Raw genomic sequence first — 26,837 nt, 5'->3', positions numbered from 1 at the left:
CTTTGACTGACCAGTTGGGGACGGTTAAGGATTTTGTGGATAATAGTGGGAGTGTGGCGAATCATGTGAGGTATGATTCGTTTGGTGGGGTTGTTTCTCAGTCGAATTCTGCGTTTGGTAGTCGGTATGGGTTTACGGGGCGGGAGTTGGATGCTGAAACTGGGTTGTATTATTATCGGAGTCGGTATTATAATCCGGAGATAGGACGGTTTATTGGGGAGGATTCTGTTGGGTTTGGTGGTGGGGATGCTAATCTTTATCGGTATGTGAAAAATAGTCCTGTTGATTCAACTGATCCCCTTGGTCATTCGGGGAAAGTAATAGATCAGCTTCGACGGATCAGTTATAATGTCGGCAGTGCAACTAAAAACACCAACAATATCCAGGATGTTAAAAAAGATGTTGACAAAAACCCGTCTAATGTATCCATAACCAGTGATGAGACCATCGCTGTTATAGAACATTCTGGAAGTAGGACAGGGACAGATGCAAATCGAAAAAATCGCCAAAGCGTACTTGGTATTTTGCCGACAGATCATCAAGGACATATTGTATCAGCTTTATTGGGCGGCACGGGTGCATTGAATAACGTGTTTGCCCAGAACGGATGGGTAAACTCCAACTCCAATAGTCCCTGGTATCAATTTGAATTACTGGTAGATACAACGCTCACACAAATGAAGCGCAATAAATGCTTAACGGAAGTGACTCTTTTTTATCAAGTCTCCCTGAAATATGAGCAACGTACTACTCCTAGAATTAGACCTACTTCATTAACCGCAAGGGCAACATTTTTTCCATCGGAAGCTAGCTTGACTCTACGCAATATCCCAAATCCAGCCGAGTTTCTTCCTCCTGCTCATAGGTTAACACTTCCACTGGAAAGACACGGGTTATAGAGTTAAATTCTTAGGGTAAATTTGAGTTTTCACTTGGCAGCAAACTAAGTACCCCCCTATGAGCCAATTCTCTCACCGAGTTCAAATTAACAAGTTAATTTCAAGCAAGATTTTGAGGGCATTATGCAAAAATGGCGATCGTTACTGGCACATCTAGAAGTATTTGATGAGCGAGGAGAGTGCTTAAGTGAACAAGAGATGCTGGAATTTGAAACAAAAAATAATATTAAGTTACCCAAAGATTATAAGATTTTCTCTCAAATTTTTGGCAGCGGAACATTGGGTAACATGATTAACATCTACAGTCCTATATACTCTCATTGTTTTCATCAATTTTCGCTGGAAACTATTCACTATGAAATTACATATCATCAGTTGTATTCCTTAGAAGAACTTGAAAAAGATATGACTTTAGAATCAATAGCAGATTTACTTAAAGGGGCTTTTGTGTTTGGGGAGGATTGCGCGGCACGCATAGCTATTTTCGATCTTAGAACTTATAGTGAGTCTGACTATAGTTGCGATATTTACTGGCTGAAGTGCCCTGAGTTTGATGGAGAAATTTACCGTATAGGTCGTGATTTTTTTGAATTCGTGTGTGATTTTTGCCTGGGAACAAAATCTTATGAAATTTTACCCATATCTATTTGTCCAGACCCTTCCTGTCTAGTCCATACCTTTACTTGTTTCTCGACTATCGACGAAGAAAAAGATATACTATCATCTGCAAATATTCAAGAAGAGCCTAATTTTTTATGCGAACCATACGAATTTGTATTTAGAGAAAGTTCGGACTCAGACGAAGACGAATTCATGAAAAGTTATGACTTAGACGAATTGAGAGAAAGTTCAGAACCTTCTGAACATACTTTATTTATGTGGAAAGAGAGATTGATTGAAGACTTTACACATTTGCATTTACCTTCAGAGTATACTTGGAATTATTTCAATCGCGATCGAGAACGGGAGCGTGAGGAAGAAGATCGACAAATCCTACTAAAAGCCATTCAAAATAACAATCGCTATGCTTTATTTCGTTATATAGAAACATTTAGAGGTCACTCAGATTCAGTTTATTCTATTACTTTTACTCCTGATGGACAAACCCTAGCTAGTGGCGGAGCCGATGGCACTATCAAAATCTGGAACTTGAATACTGGGCAAGGAATTTGCACTCTTACAGAACATACAGATGCAGTGGTTTCATTAATCGCAAGTCCAGATGGAAAAACCTTGCTCAGTGGTAGTGCTGACACTACCATTAAAATTTGGAATCTGAGCACGAGTCAAGTTATCCGCACCCTAACAGGTCATACTTGTTCCGTACTTTGCCTTGCGATTAGTCCAGACGGTACACGCTTAGCTAGCGGTGCGGCCGACAACACTATTATAGTTTGGGATCTCAATACTTATCAGGTGATACATACTCTTAGCGGTCACAGTCATACTGTCTTAAGTGTTGCTATTAGCCCTGATGAGAAAACCTTAGCTAGTGCTAGCGCTGATACTTATATTAAGTTATGGGATTTGGACTCTGGAACAGAAATTCGCACTTTAGAGGCTAACTGCGGTCTAGTCTTTGCCGTGCGTTTTCATCCTTCAGGACAAATGCTTGCTAGCGTTCACGAACAAGACAAAAGTATCAAATTTTGGCATCCCGCAACTGGGAAACTTATCCGCACTATGTCAACCGAGGTAGAAATTGTATCGGCTACAATTAGTCCAGATTGGACAACTTTGGCAGGCGGGGGTGGCGATACTAATTATCTAATAGGTTTGTGGGATTTAGAGAAAGTAACAGGGATTACTTATTTTAGTAGTGGTGGTCAAATCGATCATAAGGGCTGTGTTTATTGTGTTGTTTTTAGTCCCGACGGGCAAACACTTGCTAGTGGAAGTAAAGACACTACTGTCAAACTTTGGGGGGTTCCACCGCCTATTAAGATTGAGTGATGGAAAGTAATATTAAGTGAAAATGCGCTCGCCCCAGATCCCTCTCAAAAAAATGCTTAAAGTCAATTTATCTCAACAAGTGCTAACATTTATTTAACGATAAAACCTAGATTAAAACTTCTGCATAAAAACATCAAAACTGTTTACCGAAAGCTCGATCGCTCTCCAACTGCTTGAAATTCCCAATGACCTCCTCAATCTCCATCATTACCACCACCTACAACCGAGAACAATACCTCAGCGCCGCCATAGAAAGCGTTCTCGCCCAAACCTACCCCAACTTTGAACTGATAATTTGGGACGACGGTTCCACAGACTCCAGTCTCACTATCGCCCGCAAATACGCACAGCAAGACACCCGAATTCAAGTAATCGCCGCCCCCCACCAAGGCCGAGGAATAGCCCTCAAAGCGGCTCACACAATGTGCAAAGGAACATACACTGGCTGGGTAGACAGCGACGACTTGCTCGCACCCACCGCCCTCGAAGAAACCGCAGCCGTATTAGACGCACAACCAGAAATCGGAGTAGTCTACACGGACTATCTAATGATTAATGAAAAAACTCAAGTAAAAGGACTAGGACACCGCAGCCAAATACCCTACTCTCCAGATAGGCTGTTAGTAGACTTTATGACCTTCCACTTTCGCTTATTTCGCCACCACTTATACGATCGCATAGGTGGCATCAACTCCGAATTTAACCGCGCTGAAGATTACGACTTTTGCTTGCGAATCTCAGAAATCGCTCAATTTTACCACCTCAAGAAACCCCTTTACTACTACCGGCAACATTCGCTGCATACAGTTCAACAGCAACTAGACCAAATTCTTGAATCTCAGTCAGCTATTGCACAAGCGCTTCAAAGACGCGGATTGAGCGAAAGATTTGAATTAGAAGTAGATATCGTCAGTCGATTTTTTCTGTACAAACGCCAGCCCAAAGAAATAGGTTAAGCAGGACTAAGTTATCTTTAGTTAGTATAAAGTGCAACGTGCATCGCCCTTATCATCAATTCTTCAATCCAAAATCCCAAATCTAAAATCTAAAATCGCTTGTATGACTCCCATCTCCATTGTCATGACTGTCTACAACCGAGAACGTTATCTCAAAGCTGCCATAGAAAGCGTTCTCTCCCAAACTTACCCTAACTTTGAACTCATAATTTGGGACGACGGTTCCACAGACAACTCTCTCAACATAGCCCGCAACTACGCCAAACTTGACCCCAGAATCAAAGTCCTCGCCGCCGAACACCGAGGCTCCGGCTATTCCCTAATGGCCGCCATTAGAGAAGCCGCATTTCCTTACTTTGGCTGCGTGGATAGCGACGATTTGCTCGCCCCCAAAGCACTAGCAGAAACAGTTCCTATTTTAGATGCAAATCCTCAAGTAGGAGTTGTTTATACCAACTATTTACTCATCGACGAAAACGACTGCGTTGGCGGCGAAGGCCCTCTCTGCAAAATCCCCTATTCGCCAGAGCAACTGTTAGTAGATCCCATCGTTTTTCACTTTCGCTTAATCCGCCGTTCGGCTTACAATAATTGTGGCGGTGTTGACCCAAAATTTGCCAGTGCTGTCGATTACGAATTGTGCCTGCGGCTGAGTGAAGTTACAGAAATTAGAAAAATCAACAAACCGCTTTATTATTACCGCATCCACCAGCAAACCGTTTCTCGCCAGCATCGGGCCGAGCAAATAATATTATGCCGCACCGCTGTCGAACAGGCGCTTCAACGTCGCGGACTTGCTGACAAATTGGAGTTGGGAGTAGAACTTGTCGGTCAATTTCGCTTGCGACCGAAGCAAGTTAAGGATAAAATAGATAGGAGCAAGTTTTCGACCGCGGATGCTAATTCACCCAACAGCCAGTCAAGCATTTTTTTGGGCGCGAACGCTAATTCACCCAGCAACAAATCGACCGTATCAAGTCCGATTTTTGTAATAGGAGCCGAACGTTCGGGGACAACTCTCCTGCGTTTAATGCTAACAGCACATCCAGATATCTGCATTCCCCCTGAAAGTCTGTTCTTTGTGGCCCTAGAGTCAAAATACGGTGCGACCAAAGACTTGCTGCCTCAAATCGAAGATTTTTTAAATGACCTTTACAACAACAATTTTCACAGGTTTGGGGAGTGGAATGTTGACCCACAGCTTTTATTAGATAGCTTGACAAATAACAAGCAATTGAGTTACGCTCAAGCAGTTTCTACAGTTTATCGAACTTACCGCCAGCAGTTTGACCCGACAGCTTCGATTTGGGGAGACAAAAATCCTTTTCACATTTATCAATTAGGAAAAATCAGGAGATATTTTCCGGGTGTTAAGGTGATTTTGATTGTGCGAGATTTTCGGGCTTGTTACAGTTCTATCAAAAAATTAGTAGCAAAAGAGCAAGAAAGGGGGGAAGTGTGGCCGGGGATAAAAACGATAGGGGGACTGACTCACCAGTGGAATCAAGTTGTTAAACTCATCGAAAAATACCATCAAAAATGGGAGCAATTTTATTTAGTTTCTTACGAAGATTTGGTAAGGGAACCGTCCGCACAGTTAGCAAAAATTTGCAAGTGGATCGGGGTAGATTTTCAGGAGTCAATGCTGGAATTTTATCAACAAAATGCTGCGTTAGGTTTAGTTCCGCCTAGCCAAATGGTGTGGCATCCAAATACTTTAGAGCCGGTTGGGGTAAAGGGAATTAATGCTTGGCAAGATGAGTTGAGTTTTTCAGAGTTGGAAACTATTGAGTTGATGAATTGGAAAAACTTGGAAAAGCTTGGATATAAATGTACTTCATTATTTTAACAGGCAAGTTGATGGGCGATCGTTCAGGGCGATCGCTCTGCTGTTCCGAGTTCGATAGTCCTGGACGCATTGTAACGGTGTTGCAAGGATTTGAGATTCCGAGTTTACGCGGCACGACGGAGTGAAGGGCAACACTTGTGAATGACATAATTAGGTAGAAGCGTGCGTAAATCCTGTTCGCTCGCAAAAATTGCGGATTGGTGAATATACAAAGTTAAAACAATTAACCAAAGCTTATCTTTCCGCTAACCAGACGATTACCAAGCCTTTACCTTCGTGAGCTAGAGTGACATCCATAGGTCTCAAACCACTGTTTTTTAGCTGGAAAAAAGAGATATGCCACTAACTTCCAAAGCACTTTTAGTAGAAATCCAGCATAACACAGGAGCGACTCGAAACTTGCATTTTTATGCCAAGGGCGAAACCATTCCTATGATGTCGCATGGCCTTTGGCGAGTCTGTCAAGGTCTAGCACAACTGAGTACGCTTTATCCAACCGGAGAAGAAGGACTTTTGGGTTGGGTTGGGCCTTCGATGTGCTTCGGTTTGTGGTTGACAAGCTTGCAGACTTACCGAGCTACGGCGACATCAGATATTTATTTGATGTGGTATTCTATGGTGGAAATCGAAGCTTCTCCTCAATTGTCTCACGAGTTGCTGCCTCAAATGGTACGGCGGCTGCGGCAAATGGAAGCAATTTTGGCGATCGCCGGACAGCGACGAGTAGATGACCGTTTGTATCAGCTACTGCTATTATTGCAACAGGAATTCGGTCAGCCTGTGGTTGAGGGAACTCGTTTGAATATCCGCTTGACCCATCAAGATATTGCTAATGCAATTTGCACGACGCGGGTAACAGTAACTCGAATGCTGGGAAAATTGCAGCAGCAAGGGTTAATCAGTCGAGATGGATCTCGGCATTTAATTCTTAACAAAGGTGTTTTTGCGTCCACGTCGGATTTGTTTGGCTGCAACCCTCAAGCAGTGTAGAACCGACAGCAATTTGCATCTACACTTTTTTGCATCTACATAAAGTCTTCCAGTATTAGTTATCAAATCTCAGTGTATCAGAATTGTTTGTCTGGCTCTTCCTCTCCCTATCTACAGCCATACGTTTGCAGTTGGAAAAGATATAATTAAGCGGTGCATCTCTTTAGGACTAAACTCAATGGCTAACTCAACTCAAGAAACACCGCAACCAGACAAAAAAGAATTAACTCAGATCACAGCTAAACCTCAAGAACAACAAGAAGAACCGCCAAATAAGGGTGACGGGCGGAAATAGTCGATCGTTAGTTTTTATCAGCTATTACTCGTTACCAGGATCTGCCTGGTAACGCAGATCCGGAGGCTCCGCCTCCAATTTGCCCCAGCAAGAGACGGGCGGAAATAGTCGATCGTTAGTTTTTATCAGCTATTACTCGTTACCAGGATCTGCCTGGTAACGCAGATCCGGAGGCTCCGCCTCCAATTTGCCCCCGCAAGAATCGAGGCTCTTCCTCTGGGTATTGGCTCGCAGGCAGATCCTGGAAGTTAATCGGGTGTGTTTACTATTGACAAATTATTCAGTTTGTGTATTGCCGTTGTTCGATCGCAAATTCGGCTTTTCCGGCTTCCCTCTGCGTCCATCCAAAGAAACCACATCAGCCTCAGAACTCTCTCTAGCCACCCGAATCAGCAACCCTGACAACAACAAACTTGCCAACATCGAAGAACCCCCGTAACTAAAAAACGGCAGCGGCAAACCCGTAGTCGGCAAAACCCCCGTCGCCACCCCAATATTCAGCAGCGACTGTCCCACCATCACCACCATCACCCCAATCGCCACCAACTGACTCTCAATATTCCGGGCCCGCGTCGCCACCCTCAAAGCCACAGTAGAGTAAGCCGCCAACATCAGCAACAGCGAGAAACCTCCCACCAAACCAAACTCCTCAGCAAACACAGCAAAAATAAAATCGCTGTACTGAATCGGCAAATAAAATAACTTTTGCTGCGACATCCCCAAACCCACACCCCAAATGCCCCCTGAACCGACAGCCAGCAGACTTTGAATCAACTGATAGCCGTCTTGCATCGGGTCAGCCCAAGGATTGAGAAAAGACATAATCCGGCGGCGCTGATATTCCCTCAAACTAATACTTAAAACCGCTAAAAGCATTCCCCCCATAGCCGTTGCGCCCAACTGCAAGTAAGGCAAGCCCGCAGCCAAAGCCACCAACCACAAAGTCATCCCGCACAAAGCCGTGGTACTTAAATTCGGCTGCAACAAAATTCCCAAAAGCATTGCACCGAAAATTAACAGCCAAGTTAAGCGAACTTTATTCGTCAACCGGGACCAGTTGCCGAAAATGCGGGCGCTTTGGAGAACAAAAAACGGCTTGATCAATTCAGAAGGTTGAATAATCGGAACCGGGCCCAGAGATATCCAACGAGTCGCCCCGTTGATTGTGGTTCCCACCCCCGGAACCAAGGTCAACCAGAGCAATCCCAGCAGCAATAAAACGCCTAACTGAGCTGTTTTGAGCAGGTACCGCAGGGGGGAGTATACCATCAAGTTAAAACCTGCCAGCCCGATCGCCACTGCGATTAGCTGTCGTTTAAAATAATAAAGGCCGTCTCCAAATTCATAATTTGCAATGGGATAGGAAGCCGAAAACAATGCTGTCAGCCCGACAAACAGCCACAGGAAAGTCAGCCAGCGCAGCCACCTGGCCTCAGCGGCCCATTGAGACGCGCTGGGGTCAAAAAAGGGAATCAAGCGTCGAATGTCATTAGCCATAGGATTTTAGAATGCTCTCAATAAACTCTAACAAAGATGGCTAAAGCACCAGATTGGTTAATTTACGCATTAATCTGTTCGCTATTATATGGTTTGTGGGGATTTTTTGGCAATTTAGCGACTAAATATATTGACTACAAAACAGCTTTTGTTTATGAAGCAATTGGCGCTATCTTAACTACTTTATTTATTATTATCAAAACTAATAATTTTAGTTTTGAGGGAGATGTTAGGGGAATTTTGTTTGCCATGTTAGTTGGCGTTTGTGGCACTGTGGCCTCATTAGTATTTTTTATAGCCCTTGGCAAAGGTGAAGTTGCCAATGTAGTGAGTGTTACGTCTATCTACCCGCTGATTACTATATTATTATCGTCTTTATTCTTGAAAGAGGCTATTACGTTACCACAAATGCTTGCTGTTTTGTTAGCGATAATCGCAGTTATACTGTCTTCTTATTGAAATATTTGTCAATGATGAGATTAACAACGCTGGACATTCTTCCTTCTACTAGAGGAATCCTAAATGATTCAGATAAATTTGTAGGGGTAGTGCTAAGAGTGCCTACCCCCTATCTATCGGGCAACCACGGGGGATTGCCCCTACAATAATTATGCAAATGATGCGAGGATTGCTATATAACAACAAAAAAGAGGTCATCGCGACCTCTTACCCCTCTACTAATCCAGCTTCGGCTCTTAAAGTAAACCTGTATTAGCTCCGGGCTTACCGGTAGCCAGTTGCACTTTAATAATTCTGCCGCCCATTTTCATAATTCTTTGCTGTTCCCGGAACCAGTTGTCGTAAGGAACGAGCTTAGTAAAATAGGTATTTTGCAATTCGCGCTGAGTGCGGATGCGAGTTTGACTTGGGACGCAAGCAGTCACCTTAAACATTCTCATGGGAAACTAACTCCTGAGTAGGTTTACAGATTATTAGATGGATTTTTTAAAGATTGAAGGCAGGGAGTTAGGAGTCAAAACTAGCTCGTTAAAACTCGTCGGGCTTTCTCGACAAGCCTTTGACGGTCTAGCAATCACTCTCAACTTCCCTGACCTCTTTTCAAAGTCAAAGGTAAAAAGTCCAAAGTAAAAAGTAAAAAGTTAAAAGAGGCAAGAAATAAATCTTCTTCCTTCTTCCGACTTCCATCGGACTGAAATCTGTTACATCCGTTACATCCGTTACATCCGTTACAGAATCCGTTGCCGAACTTCCTTCTTCCTTCTTCCTTCTTCCTGAGTCTTAGCTCAAGCCAGAGCAGATGTAGTCGAAATAGACGCCCATTTCTTTACCAGCGTCAGAACCGACCAAACCGGCGGTGACTTCTTTCATTGCTTGGATTGCTTGTACGGTAGAACCGATGGGCACGCCCAAGGAGTTGTAGGTTTCTTTCAAACCGTTGAGCACGCGCTCATCGAGGATGGAAGGGTCGCCAGCCAACATAGCGTAGGTGGCATAGCGCAGGTAGTAGTCCAAGTCGCGGATGCAAGCTGCATAACGACGAGTGGTGTACATATTGCCGCCGGGACGAGTTACATCAGAGTACAACAGAGACTTAGCAACTGCTTCTTTGACGATTGTGGCTGCATTAGCGCTGATGGCGGTAGCGGCGCGGACGCGCAGTTCGCCAGAAGCAAAGTAGTTCTTGAGCTTGTCTAGAGCGCTGATGTCGAGGTACTTACCTTGAACGTCAGAGGAATTGATAACGGCGGTAATTGCGTCTTGCATGGTTGTCTTGTTTCCTAGAAAGTGGCTGAGTCAGTCCAATTTTGGAGCTAGAATTTGGAATTTGGGATTTGGGATTTGAGATTTTTAACTGGCTGGTTATTTGCAAAAGCTTTTAACTTGTTGCCGGCAACCCCCAATTTTTCAATCTAAAATCGAAAACCTAAAATCGAAATTCCTTACTGCATCGCACCGATAACGTAGTCGAAGTAAGAGGAAGCTTCGGAAGCATCTTCTCCAGACAGCAGCGAACTTGCTGCATTTTTCATAGCGCGAACGCCTTCGGCGACGGCTTCAATCGGGGTGCCGAGAGATTTGTACATTTCGCGGACGCCGACAATACCGATTTCTTCGATCGGAGTAATGTCGCCAGCTACGATTCCGTAGGTAATCAAACGCAGGTAGTAGTCCATGTCGCGCAAGCAAGTTGCGGTCATTTCTTCGCCGTAAGCGTTGCCGCCGGGAGAAACAATATCAGGGCGCTTTTGGAAAAGTTGGTCGCCTGCTTGTTTGACGATGCGTTCGCGGGATTCGCTCAAAATTTGGGCGATGCGGACGCGGCGTTCACCAGAGGTGACGAAGCTTTTGATCCGATCTAATTCACCTGGGCTCAAGTAGCGAGCTTCGGCGTCTGCGTTGACGATTGATTTGGTGACGATACTCATCTTGTGTGTACCCGCTGGATATTTTGCTATATGAACTGCTCCGCGCTGAGCTAGCGACGGCGGGCGCTTGCATCCCTTACCTTTCATGCTCAGGCAGGAGCTTTGACTCCGAAGGTCGGACTTTCCACAGCCAGCAACTGTTGAAGTTGTTGGGGGGCGGCTGCCTTCAGTGTTTGACGGCGCTGGTTCTTCACGCCGGTGCGCTTGTGAGTGCCCGCACTAAGCCTGTCGCTTACAATACCATAAATGACTGATGCGATCTTTAATTTATGATAAAGATTGCAGCAGGCCACTTAGTGGCGATCGAGTGACTGTCGGACAGTTAGTAAGGATATTGCTCCTCGGACGCAACTACCTCTCGCAAGTATTTTGAGGCATTATGTTCACATTCTGAGTGTTACTGTAATAGTTTGTAACATTCCTTTTCATATTTGGGCCCTCGCTTGGGTCGGAAAAGTTAAAATTTCCCAGTTAAAAAATTGCTAAAATTATCTTGCAGCAATGGTTACAGGCGATAGAGCCTTGAGCGGGAATTGTGACGGGCGAGGGCGCGAGGTTCAAAGGCTTGGCCCTGAGAGGGAGGGAAGCGGGAGATGGGGGGAGACAGCGGGGAGACAGGGGGAGATGTGCGATCGTCTCACATCTTGCACCATTCTCAATCAGTCTTGGACGGGCGGGATCTCTTGCCCAAGGCGTGTCAACTTAAGGTAAAACCGATAGTCCGTCAGGGGTTGAAACCCCTGCCTCAAAGCGAAAGTCCTCGCTTCCGAGGACTAATGAATGATTCAGTCCTCTTTTAGAGGACTTTCGCTATTAGACAGGGAATTCATTCCCTGGCGGACTGCCGGGTGAGCGGGAGGACTGGCGGACTAAAAGCTTAAGTTGACACCAATGTTTCCTACCCAACCCCTACTCCCCGCAAGAACACTCACTCTTTGTGTTTGTGGAACAGGCATCTTGCCTGTTCTCGATCGCGATGCCAGATATAAAATTATCGGAAATCATAACTTTCGAGCTTGTAGCTAGATTTGACTCTCACTTTAAATCTGGTGCGCCGTGAAAAGAAATCTATCAGCCCTTAAAAAAGCTTTACAGTTTGGCATTAGCGGTGCAGTCGGCGGTTTCGTCGGCAATCTAATCACCGAACCTTTCATGCAGCGACTCCCTGGTTCGGAATCTTTTTTTGACAGTGCTTTTTTTGACAGTGTATTGTCCACAGCTCGGTGGTTTGGGCTCGTAGGCGGTGGTATTGCTACGGCTATCATGTTCGGCTATTATTTCTATATCAAAGGCAAGCCTCAAATTAAACAGGCTTTAAAAAATGGCGGATTGTTTGGTTTAATTGCAGGAGCCATTTCTGGGGCGATCGCCGAAGGTATTTACAGCGGCATTGGCGACGGAAACAACGAATTATTGCGAGTCATTTGCTGGGGAATAGCTGGCAGTTTGTTAGGACTTGGACTGGCACAGCGGATTCCTAATTTGGGAGCGCTTCGCGGCATGGGAGGCGGCGGTGTTGGGGGCGTGTTGGGCGGCTGTTTGTTTATTCTGTTTGCTTACAATTTATCCGGTACCGCCGGCCGTTTAGCTGGCTGTGCTGCGATCGGTTTTTGGATTGGCATCATGCTAGTTGTAGCCGAAACTTTGTTCAACAAAGCTTGGCTGGTAATTAGTTACGATACCGGAGCCAATCGCACTCTGACTCTGGGCTCGGAACCGATCACTTTTGGCAGTGATGAAAATTTGTCTATTATCTGCATTCCTAATGTTTCGCCCTTGGCTATGCGGTTTGAATTGGAAGCAGGTCAAATTGTTTGCGAGAATGTTGATAGCGGGGCCGTGAGTTATTTGCGATCGGGCGACCAAAAGAAAATTGGCAACTGTACAATTACAGTAGGAAACTCTGACTTGCCAGCCCCAACACCGACAAATCTTCCGCCTACCTTTATATCAGATCAGCCCGCAGTAAATTCTTTTACCAGCGGTCAATTTTCCCTGAAATTAGGAAGTCGAGTTATTCCTCTGACTGCGGGAACTCAACTATTCACCTCTGACATACCGAGTTTAACAGCCGCAGCATCTAACGGTCTTGTAGCTATAGTGACTTCTCGATCGAGAAACGAGCTTTCGTTAGGATTGACCAATTTGTCCGATCGCGCTTGGTGGGTTACAGACATTCAAGGCGATATCAAAATGGTAGAACCTGAAAGTACCCTAACTTTAGCGTTGGGAACTCAAATCGAATTCGGTGAAATTGACGGCGAGATTGTGTAAGTAAGTAGGTACAAACTCATCGAATAACATCATTTACAATCAGCCTTTCCTGGGCGGACAGGATGCCCAACCCCTACTCCCCACAAGAAAATTCCCTCTTTGTGGAACGGGCATCTTGCCCGTTCTTAACGGGAGCTCCGGCCCAACCCCTACTCCCCACAAGAAAATTCCCTCTTTGTGGAACGGGCATCTTGCCCGTTCTTAACAGGATATCCGGCCCACCGCACAAAAAAATTTACTCTTTGTGGAACGGGCATCTTGCCCGTTCTTAACAACAATTCAAGCAGAACTGCCACTAACTCCATTAATTACCGCCGCACCAATCAAATGAGCCAAACGCAAAGCTTCAGGAACTTTACCAGTGTCTGTCAAACGCTGGAGCACCCTCGCTATTACTTCGGGTTGTTCGCCGCACACTTGAAAAAAGAAAGGTTCAAAAGCGTGAATTTTACCAGCGCGGCGCAACAATTCTAAACGGTATTCCGAGTCGGGTAAATGGCGGAGGGCTTTTTCAACAGCAGCTAAATCTGGTTGGCGGCGCATGACAGCAACGCAAGGAATTTGCAGCCGCGATGCTAACTCAGGAAGGTCAATAATATTGAAGCCGCCGAAAGCAATTCCGTCTAGCAAAACCAGATGCAATTGCGGCAGAAATTTGCCTCCGAGGAGTAGCCCAGAAATAGCATCCGTGGCATCTAATCCGTCTGGCAAAACTTGTCCCCACACCATTCCTTCAAATCGCGTTCCCCCGCAGACTATGCCCGCGATCGACACCAGACTGCCGCTTGTCCGAGAAAACGGAGCGTCGTCAAAGCCAATAACCTTAATTGTGCGATCGAGCCTCAGCAAATCTGCCAGTTTCAACTTGGGGAATTCCGTAAGCTAAAGTTTTTGACATTAATTTGACTTCTAGATATAGTATCATATCCCTTAAAGACCTCATTACTAAAAATATTTTAGACAAGTGACCAAAAAATACGTAGCAGCGATCGACCAAGGAACCACCAGCACCAGATTTATCGTATTCGATCGCCAGGGACAGAGAATTTGTAGCAACCAACAAGAACACCAGCAAATCTATCCCCAAGCAGGATGGGTTGAGCACAATCCCGATGAAATTTGGCAGCGCACCCAAAGCGTGATTAAAAATGCCCTCGAAATCGGCAATATCGACCCGAAAGATATTGCTGCACTCGGTATTACCAACCAGCGCGAAACTACAATTATTTGGGACAAAAAAACTGGCAAACCTTACGGTAATGCCATTGTTTGGCAAGATACCCGCACTCGCTTTATTTGCGAGCAATTAGCTGAAGTTGAGGGCAAAGATCGATTTCAAAAACGATGCGGTTTGCCGCTGACAACTTATTTCAGCGGGCCGAAAATTAAGTGGATGCTGGACAATATTCCAGGATTGCGGGAAGCTGCAAATCGAGGGGATGCGATTTTTGGCAATGTCGATACTTTTCTGATTTGGCACCTGACTGGCGGCGCGCACATTACCGATGTTACCAACGCCAGCCGCACGATGCTGATGGATTTGCAAACCCTGGATTGGGATGCGGAAACTTTGGAAATAATGGCAATTCCCCGCCAGATGCTACCAGAAATTCGCCCTTCGAGTCAAGTTTTTGGAACTGCAAAAGGATTGCTTGCAGGGGTTCCGATTGCTGCTGCTTTGGGCGATCAGCAAGCCGCCCTCGTCGGGCAAACTTGTTTCAGTCCGGGGGAGGCGAAAAATACTTACGGTACGGGCTGTTTTATGCTGCTGAATACTGGTGAGGCGATCGTCCCTTCAAAAAACGGGTTACTAACAACAGTCGCCTACAAGATGGGAGAATCGCCCGCTGTGTATGCTTTGGAAGGCAGTATTGCGCTCGCCGGAGCTTTAGTGCAGTGGCTGCGGGACAATTTGGGCATCATCAACACATCTGCGGAAGTAGAAACATTAGCAAATACAGTCGAAGATAGCGGCGGAGTTTACGTTGTCCCGGCCTTTTCTGGACTCTACGCACCCTATTGGAAAGACAGCGCGCGGGGAGTAATTGCAGGTTTAACTCGCTACGTGACTAAGGCACACATTGCCCGCGCAGTATTGGAAGCTACAGCGTGGCAAACGCGAGAAGTATTGGAGGCGATGAATCAGGATTCTGGTGTGCAGCTTTTGTCTTTAAAAGTAGACGGAGGTATGGTGGGAAATCACACGCTGATGCAGTTTCAGAGCGATGTTTTGGGAGTGCCTGTGATGCGGCCTGTGGTAGCAGAAACTACTGCACTCGGTGTGGCTTATGCGGCCGGTTTGGCGGTGGGTTTTTGGAGTCAGCTAGCCGAATTGCGGGACAATTGGGCGGTGGATTGTACTTGGGAACCGAAAATGCCGATCGCACTTCGCGAACAAAAATATCGCTTTTGGAAAAAAGCAGTTTCCCGCACATTCGATTGGGAAGAATAAATCGCTGAGTTAACCCCAAAATGCGTACTTAGTGATATTATTAAATTCAGCACTATTTTTCAAATGGCAAATACAAAATGATTTCGCTAAAGAACTTTAAAAAAATTCTCACCGCCTTTCTATTGATACTGACACTGGGATTTGTAGAAATCGCCACTAATTCCCAAATCGCCCTCGCAGATACAGCTACAAATCCCACAACCGCAGCAGAAGTCTTCAGCGCCAACTGTGCAGGTTGTCACATCAACGGCGGCAACATTATCAGGCGCGGCAAAAACTTGAAACAAAAAGCATTAAAAAAATACGGCATGGATTCCATCGCCAACATTTCCAACTTAGTAACCAACGGCAAAGGTATTATGCCCGCTTACAAAGATCGTTTGTCGGAACAACAAATTATCGATGTTTCAGCTTACGTGCTATCTCAAGCGGAAACCGATTGGAAATAGAACCTCGGTAGATTATTTATAGCTTAGGCAATCTGGCCACAGACATCACATATTTCTTTACCGCAGGTTGAAGCGCGAACAGAGTTTCACTTTCGGCTTGGACTGTTTCAATTAGCGATCGCCTTAAAAGCGATTCCAGCGCCTTCAGCAATTCTGAATCCCCATCTTGCTGAATATCGGAGTACAATTTTTCACAACCAACAGGCTTGACTTCTTTCGCCATGCAGTGTAATAGCTGGATTTCTAATCCTGATAAGCGATTAAACTGCCGAGATAACGTATCGCTATAATCTCCCAGAAACAGCCCATTTCTTAAAAACTTAGCAATGCTGTCCCCAAACATATCATGAATAGTGGTCGTTACTATTTTTAACGCTAAAGGATTGCCGCTGTATGCCTCTATCAATTGTGAGTATTCACCTTCTTCAGACAAACCCTTGTTTTTAAGGATTTCCACAGCAGCTTCTCCCAAACTACCCAATTTCAATGACCGTACAGATTGATTTTGACCTTCTAACGCCGCAATTTCTTTAGGTTTTTCGCAGCTAGTCAACAGCAAGCAACTTTGATGCTGCGATTTTCCTACTTGTTTCAGAAATTCCCCATATGCTTCATACCCTTCTCGATAATTTCCTGTTAACTCCTCAGTGCAGAAAACAGCTTCCCACTCATCTAAGATTATCAAAGATCGACGCTTTTGTAAACACTGAATCAGGCGCTGGATACCATCAGCGATGATTGTCGGTTCTATTGCATTTGTGGAAGCGATTAGGTTCTCCAGGGAAAACTCAATCTGCGATCTCGCAGATTGAAAAAAATTTTTATCCTGAGTAATTAACTGCAATTTATCTAAATCGCTTTGCGGTTTATCAGATAAAAATTCGATTAAATTTACCAGAGTATCTGCCAACACAGGTGCATGACGGAGGTTAACCCAAATTAAGCACTCAAACTGGTGTTTAATCAGATTTGTTAGCTTAGATGTTAAAGCAGTTTTGCCAATGCCACCCATACCCAATACAGCAACTAAGCGGCAGTCTTCCTGTAAAATCCATTGTTCTAAGTTAGCAAGTTCTGTTGTGCGCCCGTAGAAAATAGACGTATCCACCGCCAGCCCCCATTCAGTTCGATTTTCGATGGGAGTTTGGGGAGTTTGAGTATAATTTCTCAATGTAGGAAGCAATGTTTCTCCATTACTCTTTTGTTGATAACCACGTATTTCTAGCATACTTGGGATTTCTTTCCAGTCTTTCGGTTGTTGCAGCGTCAAAACTTGAATGTAGCGATACAGCCCTCTCGATAAGTCTACTCTAATACCGGCACATTCGCGGTGGAGTGCGGCGGCGATTTCCACCGGACTGTAATTGCAAAGCAATCCTCGCAGGTAAGTTTTTTCTAAAGGAGTGAGTCGCTGCTTTCTACTGCAAGTGTAATCTTGCTTGGCCGCTGTCAAGTCTGCATATAACTGTTCGAGATTCCAGCAAGCCGCAGCCTCTATAAACTTTTGTGCTGGTATTTGTAAAGGTTTATTTTGGTAGGTCATTTATACTCACAAGCAGAAGCACAGTCATAATTATTGATAATTTTACCAGCTTAAGGGTCTAACTTTCTGCCTATTTTTACGGGTGTGTGAGGAAAATTTAGGTACAACCTTTTAAATATTACAAGACTTACCAGAAAGAATGGGTTTAAAGCCGGAACCCCGATCGGGAGAAATTAAAAGCAGACTATTCATTACTCCAATCCTCTTCCAGGTAGAGGTCGCTGTCCCAGGTCAACTGTCAACTGTCAACTGAATAATGAAGCGATCCGACTCCTGGCAACCCCGTTTTTTACCGAATCTATGGGCCCGCTTGAAGTATTTTCTTAAAAAATCCGGTTTCCGAACCCCCATGCGTAAGTCCTATATTAAAAAGATAATTTTTAACCTAGTGTACTCACAAAAATACCTAATAAAAATACTAAGAGCTCTTAGGTAACTTATCAGTCTTGAGTATTTTATAAATGTAGAAAGCAGTATTTTATAACACCTGCTATCATAAAAGTTAAGAGGACAGTTTAAATGGCATCAGTTCAAGTGACAAATCAGTTAACTACAACTGACAAGGATATCCCCACTCCTAATCTTGGCGATGGTCCTGCAAGAACTCGCGCTAAAGATTACCTCTTAGAGGTAGAGTTAGTTAATCAGCCTATATCAATTGATCTTTTTAAAGATCTCAGCACTAGCTTCGACCCTTACTTGCAAGTCTTTCAGGTACCCAAAGGCAGCAGGGGTGCGAATGTCACTGATACGGGTCTTCTTATTGCTCAGGTTGATGATGGCGGCAGCGGCGTCAACTCAAAAATACCGAGTTCTGGTGTCCAATTCTTAAATGGTGCTAATTCGCTTACAAGTCTGCCTGGTGTGGACTATGTAGTCCGCGTGACTAGCTTGAATACGTTAACACAACTTCCTCAGCCTTTCACATTACAGGTTGCAACTCCCAGTGGGAGTGTCGCCTTGAAAGACCCCCTAACAGGTGCGAATTTAAATGCAGGAGGCAGTAGTGGTATTCCCGTCGCCCGTTTCTTTGACAAGACGGCAGGAGGGCATTTTTATACTACAGACCGAATAGAGAAAAGTGACCGACTAACCAACCCTTCTCGTTTCCAGAGTGAAGGCGATGAATTTGTTGCTCCAGGCGACGGTAACGCCAAGGTTCAACGCTTCTTAAATACGGCATCAGGAACCTATTTCTTTACGAATAAACCTGGTGAGATAACGTTTGTTCGCACCTTACCCCAGTTCCGCGATCAGGGGGAGGTTTTCAATTCATATAGCACCGCAGTTCCGGGTGCAATACCCGTCTATCGTTTTACCAACCTGGCGAGGGAACGGGAAAATCCGCTAAATATTACACACTTTTTCACAAGAAGCGAAGAGCAGCGGCGGGCGGTACAGGCGAGGTCAGATTTCCGGGATGAGGGGGTTGCTTTTTATGCTCTTCCCGCCTAAGCAGGCAGTTGGATTCATCTAGGTTTAAAATGAGTAGTAGGGTGCCTGCGACGTACCCTACTTTTTTATCTATTAAACTTTTGGGTAACAAGCGATATTTTGGTCATCCTATGAACAATCTCAGTAGAAAACCTTCCCTCTTCAAGGCTTTAACTGTCATTAGCTTGTGTTTGTATCTAATCTTAGCTATCAGCCCGCCCGCTTTCGCCTCGATTCACAAATATCCAGAAACTGCCGAGACAGTAATGTTCCGATCCGTACAAAGCCTGCGTGATACAGACGATAAAGCATGGCAAGTTGTTTTGTACAAGCGAGTCAAGTCGGGAGTAGTAAAGTCTTTAAATCTGAGATTAGTAGGATTTCCCGGAACAGAATTGCAGCATCCTGTTCCGCTGAAAGTTGCGGCGGGCAAGCGGGAAATGGGCAATGCTAATGATATTTGGAACGAGTCGGGTTTGCCAATTAATGTCGGAGAATACGATTTCAAATCAATAATTACACAATTGGAAAGTAATCGACCTTTGCTGTTGAGTTTGCCTGTGAAAAATCTAAAAGAAACAGAATTGGTGGTTCCTCCTTTTGCTGTCAGAGAATGGCGGCTGTTGTTAGATAGAAACTAAATATACCGATTTAAGCGCACTCTACATTTAACATCGATACAATTTCCAAGGTCACAAATCGTTATGTTTAAATTATGCCTTAAGGTAGATTTAACGTAGTTGAATAATAATGTGGTCGGGCAAAAACTAAATAGATAAATTTAATCGTACTCTACATTTCAAATCGCTAAAGTTTGATGGATGTATTAAAAATAACTTTATTTACTTAGACCTTAAGGTAGATTTAACCTATTTTAAGGGTAATTATGAAACAAACTCAAAGCTGAGTTAGTCGGGTGACAAAACTTCAGTGTTTTAACGTAGGTGTATTCAGGGTGAAGCTACTATGACTTTAATCAGTAAAATTGTCCGCAAAGCTTTGGCAACAGGTTACTTAACGGTTGAGGCAGAAGAACAGTTGCGACAGCAGTTGCAGATGACCAAGTATGGTTTAGAAGATTTTGACGCTTTTATTAATTTGCAGAAAGAGGTGATGGAAGGTAGGGTGAAACAACAAGCTTTGGAATTGTTACGATCGCGCAAATGTTCTGCGACGGCTTGAATCCAGTTCGATCGCCCTTTTGGATCAATGGGATAAAAAATTTACAGCATCTTCTATTTTTATCCCTAACAGGACTTACCCATTAAGACCGAAGAAACCGGGTTTTTTACCTAATCTCTGGCTGAAAACGAAGAATTTTCGTAAAAAACCCGGTTTCTGACCACCCGTGCCTAAGTCTTACCTAATTAGAACTTTCCAGCGCGATCGAACTTGACAAAAATACCAAAATCGCGAATAATGGTAGATTGTCTGTCTAAATCCGGCTCGGATCAGGTTAAGACATTCCAAAAGCTGGAGAGCAGTCAGCAGTCAAAAGTCCACAACGACCAATGACCAAAGACTCATCAGCTACCTGTACGGCAATCTCAACAACCATCCCATGACTTACGCAATCATTGAAACCGGCGGCAAACAATTTCGGGTAGAACCAGGCCGCTTCTACGACATCGAACTGCTTCACGTTGAAGCTGAATCCAAAGTTACCATAGACAAAGTATTTCTGATCCAGCACGAAGGCGAGGTTCATATCGGCCAGCCTCTACTAGAAAATGCCACTGTAGAAGGAACGGTTCTCCGGCATTTCCGGGGCCGCAAAGTCCTCGTCTACAAGATGAAGCCGAAAAAGAAAACTCGGAAGAAAAAAGGGCACCGTCAAGAAACAACTCGCTTTATGATTGACTCCATCAGCGTCAACGGTACAGTCTTGGCCGCCAGAGACTTAACTCAAGCAGTTGTTGAAACCCCCCAAACCGCCGAAACTGATTCAGAATAAAAAATAGTAAATACAGTTGAGGATATTATGGCCCACAAGAAAGGTACAGGCAGTACACGTAACGGACGCGATTCTAATTCTCAGCGTCTGGGTGTCAAAAAATACGGCGGTCAAGTTGTCAAAGCTGGCAACATTTTGATCCGTCAACGCGGCACTAAAGTTCACCCTGGTAATAATGTTGGTATCGGCAGAGATGATACTCTGTTTGCCATGATTGACGGTGTGGTGACTTTTGAAAGAAAAGGCAAAACTCGCAAGAAAGTTAGCATTTATCCTGTTGTAGCAGCACCTGTGGCTGAACCCGTGGCTGAAGCTGTCGCAGTTTAATTCTTCGTTCCTAGGCTATGCCTGGGAACGCATATCTAGAGGCTATGCCTCCTGATTCTCTATCTCAATATACCCAGATACCCGACTTCTTTAAGAAGTCGGGTATCTAAGGTTTGGTAGACAAGTTTTGTGAGAAATAACCGATGATAAACAGCCTTGAACTCAAGAACTTTGGACCTATCCATCAGTTCAAGTGCGAGAACTTAGGTCACATTAATTTGATTATCGGCGGCAATGGAACAGGTAAAACCATTCTGCTCAAAGCGCTTTACAGTGCTATGCGAACCCTAGAAGAGTATAAACGGGGCAACGAACCACGCAATGCTTCCGAAATACTCGCAGACAAACTGTATTGGACTTTTGAGATAGAGAAAATCGGCGACCTTGTGAGCAAAGGAGCAGATGAACCACTATCTTTCAAGCTCAATTGTGATGGTCAAGATTTTTATTATAGATTTGGTAAAGACACCACGAAAAATATCCAAACTCTAGAAAATCATGTTCCACCTCGAAGTAGTAATTCTATTTTTTTACCTACAAAAGAAGTTCTCTCCCTGCATCATATCATTCTACAATCCCGCGAACTGAGCAAGACCTTCGGTTTCGATGATACCTATCTCGATTTAGCACGAGCACTGCGCCAACCTCCTACAGGTGGCAGAAATTACCAGCAGTTTGCTATGTCCAGAAAGAACCTAAGCGAGATTCTAGAGGGAAAGGTTGAGTATGATGAAAATTTGGGGCGTTGGCAGTTCAAGAAGGGGAATCAAAAGTTCCCTATTGGCGTAACGGCAGAAGGTATTAAGAAGATTTCCATTCTTGACACCTTACTAGGGAACCGTTATCTTGACCAAAAATCGGTAATCTTCATCGATGAGCCAGAATCAGCACTACATCCAGCCACAATTTCAAAGTTTCTCGATATTATTGCCATGTTAGCTGAGTGTGGAATCCAGTTTTTCATGGCGAGTCACTCCTATTTTGTCATCAAAAAACTGTTTCTCATTGCACAGAAAAACAATAAACTATCAATTCCAATAATTTCTGTGAAAGATAATCGTTGGGAGCTCGCAAATCTCAGGGAAGGGTTGCCAGACAACCCAATTATCGACGAATCAATCCAGCTCTACAAAGAAGAGGTGGAGCTGGCATTGCAATGACGACTGAGCCAATTAGTGAGTCTGGCATGACATTCGGCCCTTACCCAGAAGGAGATTGCTTCTACATTGAGAAAAGCGAAACTTATCAAAAAATCAACGAAGGCGTGAAGATAGCGGAGTTCTTACTGCTCCATTCCCAAGATGACTCTATAGTATGGATTGTGGAGGCAAAGCAGAGTTCCCCACGTCCTGAAACTCAGCCTAATTTCGATCATTTTCTCCTCGAAATTCAAGAGAAGTTGACCAACGCGCTCACGTTGACTGTAGCAACTTGCCTAAAGCGCCATTCTACCTGGGGAGAATTGCCTAACTCCTTTCAAACGCTGGATCTCCAAAAAGTTGATTTTCGCTTAATACTGGTGATCAAGGGACATCAAGAGGCACGGCTACCACCGCTACAGGATGCGCTCAAAAAAGCACTCAACCCTACAATCAAAACTTGGAATTTATCTGCGACTTCTGTGGTGGTGCTGAATGACACAATGGCTAGATTACAAGGATTGATTAGCTAATTTGTGGCTAGCCTCCTCCCACAATTGTCACAATTTCCAAGATGTCCCCCTCTTGCATCTGTGTAGTTTCCCAAAATTGTTTGTGCAGAATTTCCCCGTTGTACTCCACAGCCACCAAGCGCGGGTTTAATCCCAATTGTTTTAGTAATTCTGGTAACGGTGTGTCGATCGCACAATTGCGGGTTTCTCCGTTAACTTGCAGCGCAATTTTATTTATCATAAGTTATTAGTTATTAGTTATTAGTTATTAGTTATTTGTTATTTGTTAGGTTCCCGACTTTTTCAATAACAGTCCTGGATGCACTTTTACCAGAGAAACCGGGTTTTTACCGAATTTGCGGGCTGTAACGTGTCTTCTCGCAAAAAAACCCGGTTTCTGACTACCGATGTGTAAGTCCTAGCTTACTGAAACCTAGCTTTTTCCGTGCAAAGCTTTCTGAGCTTTTAGATTCTGCATCCGAATCAACTGCGAGATGAAAAACTGCGTGACTAAAGTAGGCTGTTCTGCTTCCATAATCGCGCGTACTATGGCAACCCTTTGAGCTCCGGCATTCAATACTTCATCGAGGTTGTTGATATCAATTCCGCCGATCGCAAACCACGGAATCGGTGACTTAGTAGCAGCATACCGCACATAGTCCAAACCTGCGGCCTGTTTATCAGGTTTAGTAGGAGTGGAGTAGACCGGCCCAACTCCAATATAATCTGCTCCCGCGTCAACCGCTCGCTGCATTTCCTCGCCATTCGTAGTCGAACAACCGATGATCCGTCCCGGGCCGAGCAACTTGCGCGCTTCCGCCACAGGCAAATCTTGCTGTCCTAAGTGTACGCCGTCGGCATCCGCTGCGATCGCAAAATCCACGCGATCGTTCACAATCAGCAAAGCATCATAGCGGTGACAAAGTTCGCAAAGCTTACGCGCGTTGGCCAGCTTTGCGCCGTCGTCTGAGGTTTTGTCGCGGTACTGCACCAAAGTCAGTCCCCCTTGCAAAGCAGCTTCCACGACTCCCAACAAGTTGTCTCTCGGCGAAGTTACAAGGTATAACTGCGATCGAAGTAACTGCTGGTAGCGCCGGTAAGCCAGCAAATCGCTTTCGAGAGTATAAACCCGATAGCGCATCTGCTTAAAAGCCGCGCCCATATTCCGATCGTAAATTTTGCCATACTCTTCGAGTACCCGCAAAGCTTCTTCCACCCGACAGAAATTCGCCTCCAGTAGCTGCTGAATGCTCGAACGCTGCTCTTCCTGCGGGTGAGTCAACTCCGTACCCGGATCGGCCGGCGTATCCCTAGAACTGCGAAGTTCTGCGACGTGCCAAGCCGCCAATTCTTGACGCAGTTCCTTGCACTCGCCAGCTAAATCGGCGCTGTTGAGACCAAACCTGCACCATTCTTCAATAATTCTCAACCCTTCGCGCGATCGATCTAAATTTGCATCTAAAATCCGGCAGAGGGCTGGCTGTGCCGGTAAAGTTCTGTTTTGTTTGTCGGTCATTCAGAACCACCCTAATTATAATTAATCCTACCAGTCAAACCGCTACATTGTCCCACGCCGTCATTCGATTTTAGATTTTAGATTTTGGATTTTGGATTGACTTGCGCGAGATAAATTCGGGGGCTTGAGGATTTTAGATTTGAGATGCTTTCGATTGATTCCACGGAGCGAGACGGGGGCTTGTACCACCTTTGAAATTCTTGGTCAAGATCGTAGCAAAGTGATCGGCCTAATTTTTACCTCCACCGATTTAATTTAGACAAATTTTTAAGTTTTATTGAATTTGAGAAAAACGAAGCATAATAGATCAAACTTGATGAGAGTGAAATCGTTAAGCTGCATACCACACTTGGGAGGAGAGCCGTGAGGTTAGCAGAACAACACAAAAGATTAAGGGAGAACAACCCAAGCAGGCGGGCGTCTTTAAACTTCGATCGCGAAAACCCGACACGAAACACCGGAGGCGAAACTCGGATCACAGATAAGTTGCGTTTTTTTATGCTGATTTACTTACAACAGACCTGGTGCAAAGAAAAGCGATCGCAAAAATCTTATTTGAGTTCTTGCCTTCTACTCGTTTTTGCCACCACCGCCCTTTGCAACCATCAACCGTCAGTTATCGCTGCCGGGATACCGGGAGTGCAGCTACTTTCTCAGACGCTGCAGAGCGAGATTAACATACTGTACGTCAGCTCGATCGGCGGCAGCGACACAGGAGGCAACGGCAGCGATCGAGCTCCGTTTAAAACCCTTACCTACGCATTAAGCGTGGCCCCGCCCAAAACAGCGATTTTGCTAGCGCCCGGTACTTACAGCGAGCAAACCGGCGAAAAATTTCCATTAATGCTCAGGCCCAGCGTGACAGTTCAGGGAAATCCCAACACTCGCGGTCAGAATATTGTCATCAAAGGCGGAGGATACTTTATCAGTCCGACTTCGGCGGGTCAAAATATTGCGATTTTAGGCGCAGATGGGGCGGGACTCAGCGGGGTGACGGTGACGAATACCAACTATCGGGGTTACGCTTTGTGGATCGAATCGAGTTCTCCGACGGTTGTTAACAATACTTTTTCTGGCAGCACTCACGACGGCATTTCGGTAGTGGGTACTTCCAGGCCTACGATTGGCGGGAATGTTTTCTCGAAAAATGGAGCTAACGGCATCACGATTTTTGGCACTTCCCAGCCGGAAGTTCGAGATAATGTGTTTGAAAACACGGGATTTGGGGTGAATGTAGCGCAGAACGCTTCGCCTCTGCTGATTGGCAACAAAATTACTCGCAATAAGGATGGCGTGGTGGTGCAAGCTAATGCTAGACCCGTGCTGCGTAACAATTATATCGAGAGTAATCGGCGGGACGGAATTGTGGCGATATCGAGCTCTCTGCCGGATTTGGGAACTGCTGCCGAACCGGGGGGCAATGTCATTCGCAACAACGGTCAGTACGATGTCAACAATGCGGCCAAAGGTCAAGTAATCCCAGCTTACGGGAATCAATTGTCGAGCAGCCGGACGACGGGATCGGTTGACGTGGCGGGAACTTTTACCCCTGGGCCAATGGGGGGAAGTGCTTTGCAGCGTATAGCCGATCGACCTCCCAACATCGGTGGCCCCGACACTTCTCTCCCTGCTTACACCCCCGGACGGCTAAGCCCCAGAGTTGAAAGAGCGCCACTTCCCCCGCCTGCGCCCGTTTCCAGGCGACCAGTGCAAAATCTATCGGCACCGCCAAGCGCTCAGTTGCAGCAAGAGCTTTCTGGGAGGAATGTCGGTGCTTCATCGGTAGTCCCAGGGACGATCGCAATTCCTGTGCCCGATCCGAATTATCGATCAGTTTCGGAAAGTTCGGTACAGCAACCAATGATTCCTCCCAATTTTGATAGTTCGAGTTCGGTTGCTTCCGAAGGTAGATTGCCGGTTCCGGGCCGCAACATTCCGATCGGAAGGGGCGGCTATGTACCTGCTGCTTTAGGGGGGAATTCTTGGCCCGATGCCGCGGATAATTCGCCGTCGTTCGATCGACCGTCTGCTTTGGGTTTGCGCTATCGAGTTGTGGTGGATGCCAACAGTTGGGGCGATCGACAAAAAATGCAATCCCTCGTTCCCGGTGCTTTTCGCAGTTTTGCCAGCGGGCGACCCGTGATGCAAGCCGGTGCTTTTCGGGAACGCGAAAAAGCTGAGGAATTGCTACAAATGCTCAGCGCTAACGGTTTGAATGCTCGAATTGAAGAAATTAAATGAAATGGTCATTAGTCAGTAGTCATTAGTCAGTAGTCAGTAGTCATTAGACCTCTTTCAAAAATAACTAGGACGGGCAAGATGCCCGTTCCAAAATTTTATTAAAAGGACTTTTGCCAGAGGTCTATCAACTGTCAACTATCAACTGTCAACTATCAACTGTCAACTATCAA

At 45.2% G+C, this 26,837-nt stretch carries 26 protein-coding genes; 18 read left to right on the top strand and 8 right to left on the bottom strand.

The features are described 5' to 3' along the window. The 6 genes from QUB12_RS27665 to QUB12_RS27640 all read left to right on the top strand — a co-directional run. The coding region (locus QUB12_RS27665; protein ID WP_333309311.1) for an RHS repeat-associated core domain-containing protein at positions 1 to 899 on the top strand (899 nt) is incomplete at its 5' end. Between the two features lie 123 nt (positions 900 to 1,022). After that, complete coding sequence (locus QUB12_RS27660) at positions 1,023 to 2,852, top strand: WD40 domain-containing protein (RefSeq protein WP_333145163.1); 1,830 nt, start codon at positions 1,023 to 1,025, stop codon at positions 2,850 to 2,852. Between the two features lie 185 nt (positions 2,853 to 3,037). Then, positions 3,038 to 3,808, top strand: a complete 771-nt coding sequence (locus QUB12_RS27655; RefSeq protein WP_333145164.1) for a glycosyltransferase — start codon at positions 3,038 to 3,040, stop codon at positions 3,806 to 3,808. 103 nt (positions 3,809 to 3,911) lie between these two features. Then, positions 3,912 to 5,657: a sulfotransferase gene (locus QUB12_RS27650; protein WP_333145165.1), complete on the top strand. Its 1,746-nt coding sequence runs from the start codon at positions 3,912 to 3,914 to the stop codon at positions 5,655 to 5,657. After that, positions 5,639 to 5,782 carry a hypothetical protein gene (locus QUB12_RS27645; protein ID WP_333145166.1) on the top strand — a complete coding sequence of 48 codons (144 nt, stop codon included), beginning with the start codon at positions 5,639 to 5,641 and terminating at the stop codon, positions 5,780 to 5,782. The genes QUB12_RS27650 and QUB12_RS27645 overlap by 19 nt, the downstream gene beginning before the upstream one ends. 211 nt (positions 5,783 to 5,993) lie before the next feature. Then, complete coding sequence (locus tag QUB12_RS27640; protein ID WP_333145167.1) at positions 5,994 to 6,647, top strand: Crp/Fnr family transcriptional regulator; 654 nt, start codon at positions 5,994 to 5,996, stop codon at positions 6,645 to 6,647. 571 nt (positions 6,648 to 7,218) lie between these two features. Here QUB12_RS27640 and QUB12_RS27635 read toward each other — a convergent pair. Next, positions 7,219 to 8,439, bottom strand: coding sequence for an FtsW/RodA/SpoVE family cell cycle protein (locus QUB12_RS27635; RefSeq protein ID WP_333145169.1), 1,221 nt, complete (start codon positions 8,437 to 8,439; stop codon positions 7,219 to 7,221). 36 nt (positions 8,440 to 8,475) lie between these two features. On the opposite strand from QUB12_RS27635, the gene QUB12_RS27630 reads away from it, so the two are divergent. Beyond that, the gene (locus QUB12_RS27630) at positions 8,476 to 8,898 is read left to right on the top strand and encodes an EamA family transporter (protein WP_333309309.1); all 423 of its coding nucleotides are present in this window, start codon (positions 8,476 to 8,478) and stop codon (positions 8,896 to 8,898) included. A 236-nt stretch (positions 8,899 to 9,134) separates the two neighbouring features. Here the strand turns inward: QUB12_RS27630 and QUB12_RS27625 are convergent, their stop codons facing one another. From QUB12_RS27625 to apcA, 3 genes are all read right to left on the bottom strand, one after another. Next, complete coding sequence (locus QUB12_RS27625) at positions 9,135 to 9,338, bottom strand: phycobilisome linker polypeptide (protein WP_006634929.1); 204 nt, start codon at positions 9,336 to 9,338, stop codon at positions 9,135 to 9,137. 340 nt (positions 9,339 to 9,678) lie between these two features. Then, positions 9,679 to 10,164 carry an allophycocyanin subunit beta gene (apcB, locus tag QUB12_RS27620; RefSeq protein ID WP_006634930.1) on the bottom strand — a complete coding sequence of 162 codons (486 nt, stop codon included), beginning with the start codon at positions 10,162 to 10,164 and terminating at the stop codon, positions 9,679 to 9,681. A 176-nt stretch (positions 10,165 to 10,340) separates the two neighbouring features. Beyond that, positions 10,341 to 10,826 carry an allophycocyanin subunit alpha gene (apcA, locus tag QUB12_RS27615; protein ID WP_333036136.1) on the bottom strand — a complete coding sequence of 162 codons (486 nt, stop codon included), beginning with the start codon at positions 10,824 to 10,826 and terminating at the stop codon, positions 10,341 to 10,343. A gap of 1,056 nt (positions 10,827 to 11,882) precedes the next feature. Here apcA and QUB12_RS27610 point away from each other — a divergent pair. Then, entirely contained in the window at positions 11,883 to 13,100 is a 1,218-nt protein-coding gene (locus tag QUB12_RS27610) for a hypothetical protein (RefSeq protein ID WP_333309307.1), read from the top strand. A 279-nt stretch (positions 13,101 to 13,379) separates the two neighbouring features. Here QUB12_RS27610 and QUB12_RS27605 read toward each other — a convergent pair whose 3' ends face one another. Then, positions 13,380 to 13,964, bottom strand: coding sequence for an endonuclease dU (locus QUB12_RS27605; RefSeq protein ID WP_333309305.1), 585 nt, complete (start codon positions 13,962 to 13,964; stop codon positions 13,380 to 13,382). A 100-nt stretch (positions 13,965 to 14,064) separates the two neighbouring features. Here QUB12_RS27605 and glpK point away from each other — a divergent pair, with 100 nt between their 5' ends. Together glpK and QUB12_RS27595 are read left to right on the top strand one after the other, a co-directional pair. Next, a complete protein-coding gene (gene glpK / locus QUB12_RS27600) occupies positions 14,065 to 15,552 on the top strand; it encodes a glycerol kinase GlpK (protein WP_333309303.1) in 1,488 nt (495 codons plus the stop codon). A 77-nt stretch (positions 15,553 to 15,629) separates the two neighbouring features. Then, complete coding sequence (locus tag QUB12_RS27595) at positions 15,630 to 16,001, top strand: c-type cytochrome (protein ID WP_333309301.1); 372 nt, start codon at positions 15,630 to 15,632, stop codon at positions 15,999 to 16,001. A gap of 16 nt (positions 16,002 to 16,017) precedes the next feature. On the opposite strand, the gene QUB12_RS27590 is transcribed toward QUB12_RS27595, so the two are convergent. Further along, on the bottom strand, positions 16,018 to 17,544 hold the full coding sequence (locus tag QUB12_RS27590; RefSeq protein WP_333309299.1) for an NB-ARC domain-containing protein: 1,527 nt from the start codon (positions 17,542 to 17,544) through the stop codon (positions 16,018 to 16,020). A 519-nt stretch (positions 17,545 to 18,063) separates the two neighbouring features. Here QUB12_RS27590 and QUB12_RS27585 point away from each other — a divergent pair. The 7 genes from QUB12_RS27585 (at position 18,064) to QUB12_RS27555 (ending at position 22,931) form a co-directional block, all read left to right on the top strand. Further along, positions 18,064 to 18,999, top strand: coding sequence for a hypothetical protein (locus QUB12_RS27585; RefSeq protein ID WP_333309297.1), 936 nt, complete (start codon positions 18,064 to 18,066; stop codon positions 18,997 to 18,999). A gap of 110 nt (positions 19,000 to 19,109) precedes the next feature. Then, positions 19,110 to 19,619, top strand: a complete 510-nt coding sequence (locus QUB12_RS27580) for a DUF3122 domain-containing protein (RefSeq protein ID WP_333309295.1) — start codon at positions 19,110 to 19,112, stop codon at positions 19,617 to 19,619. A gap of 325 nt (positions 19,620 to 19,944) precedes the next feature. Next, complete coding sequence (locus QUB12_RS27575; protein WP_333145179.1) at positions 19,945 to 20,160, top strand: hypothetical protein; 216 nt, start codon at positions 19,945 to 19,947, stop codon at positions 20,158 to 20,160. A 379-nt stretch (positions 20,161 to 20,539) separates the two neighbouring features. Next, a complete protein-coding gene (gene rplU, locus QUB12_RS27570) occupies positions 20,540 to 20,932 on the top strand; it encodes a 50S ribosomal protein L21 (RefSeq protein ID WP_333036112.1) in 393 nt (130 codons plus the stop codon). Positions 20,933 to 20,959: 27 nt separating this feature from the next. Then, entirely contained in the window at positions 20,960 to 21,259 is a 300-nt protein-coding gene (gene rpmA, locus QUB12_RS27565; protein WP_190738131.1) for a 50S ribosomal protein L27, read from the top strand. 143 nt (positions 21,260 to 21,402) lie between these two features. Next, the gene (locus QUB12_RS27560) at positions 21,403 to 22,419 is read left to right on the top strand and encodes an AAA family ATPase (protein WP_333145180.1); all 1,017 of its coding nucleotides are present in this window, start codon (positions 21,403 to 21,405) and stop codon (positions 22,417 to 22,419) included. Next, positions 22,416 to 22,931, top strand: a complete 516-nt coding sequence (locus QUB12_RS27555) for a hypothetical protein (protein WP_333145181.1) — start codon at positions 22,416 to 22,418, stop codon at positions 22,929 to 22,931. The genes QUB12_RS27560 and QUB12_RS27555 overlap by 4 nt, the downstream gene beginning before the upstream one ends. A 7-nt stretch (positions 22,932 to 22,938) precedes the next feature. On the opposite strand, the gene thiS is transcribed toward QUB12_RS27555, so the two are convergent. Together thiS and QUB12_RS27545 are read right to left on the bottom strand one after the other, a co-directional pair. Next, a complete protein-coding gene (thiS, locus tag QUB12_RS27550) occupies positions 22,939 to 23,151 on the bottom strand; it encodes a sulfur carrier protein ThiS (protein ID WP_333145182.1) in 213 nt (70 codons plus the stop codon). A 192-nt stretch (positions 23,152 to 23,343) separates the two neighbouring features. Further along, complete coding sequence (locus QUB12_RS27545) at positions 23,344 to 24,426, bottom strand: thiamine phosphate synthase (protein ID WP_333145183.1); 1,083 nt, start codon at positions 24,424 to 24,426, stop codon at positions 23,344 to 23,346. Between the two features lie 363 nt (positions 24,427 to 24,789). Here QUB12_RS27545 and QUB12_RS27540 point away from each other — a divergent pair, with 363 nt between their 5' ends. Next, entirely contained in the window at positions 24,790 to 26,667 is a 1,878-nt protein-coding gene (locus QUB12_RS27540; RefSeq protein WP_333145185.1) for a DUF1565 domain-containing protein, read from the top strand. Positions 26,668 to 26,837 lie beyond the last annotated feature (170 nt).

It is taken from the genome of Microcoleus sp. B7-D4, assembly GCF_036705125.1.
In the GTDB taxonomy this organism is placed as follows: Bacteria; Cyanobacteriota; Cyanobacteriia; order Cyanobacteriales; family Microcoleaceae; genus Microcoleus.
This window is presented reverse-complemented; position numbering and strand designations above follow the sequence as displayed.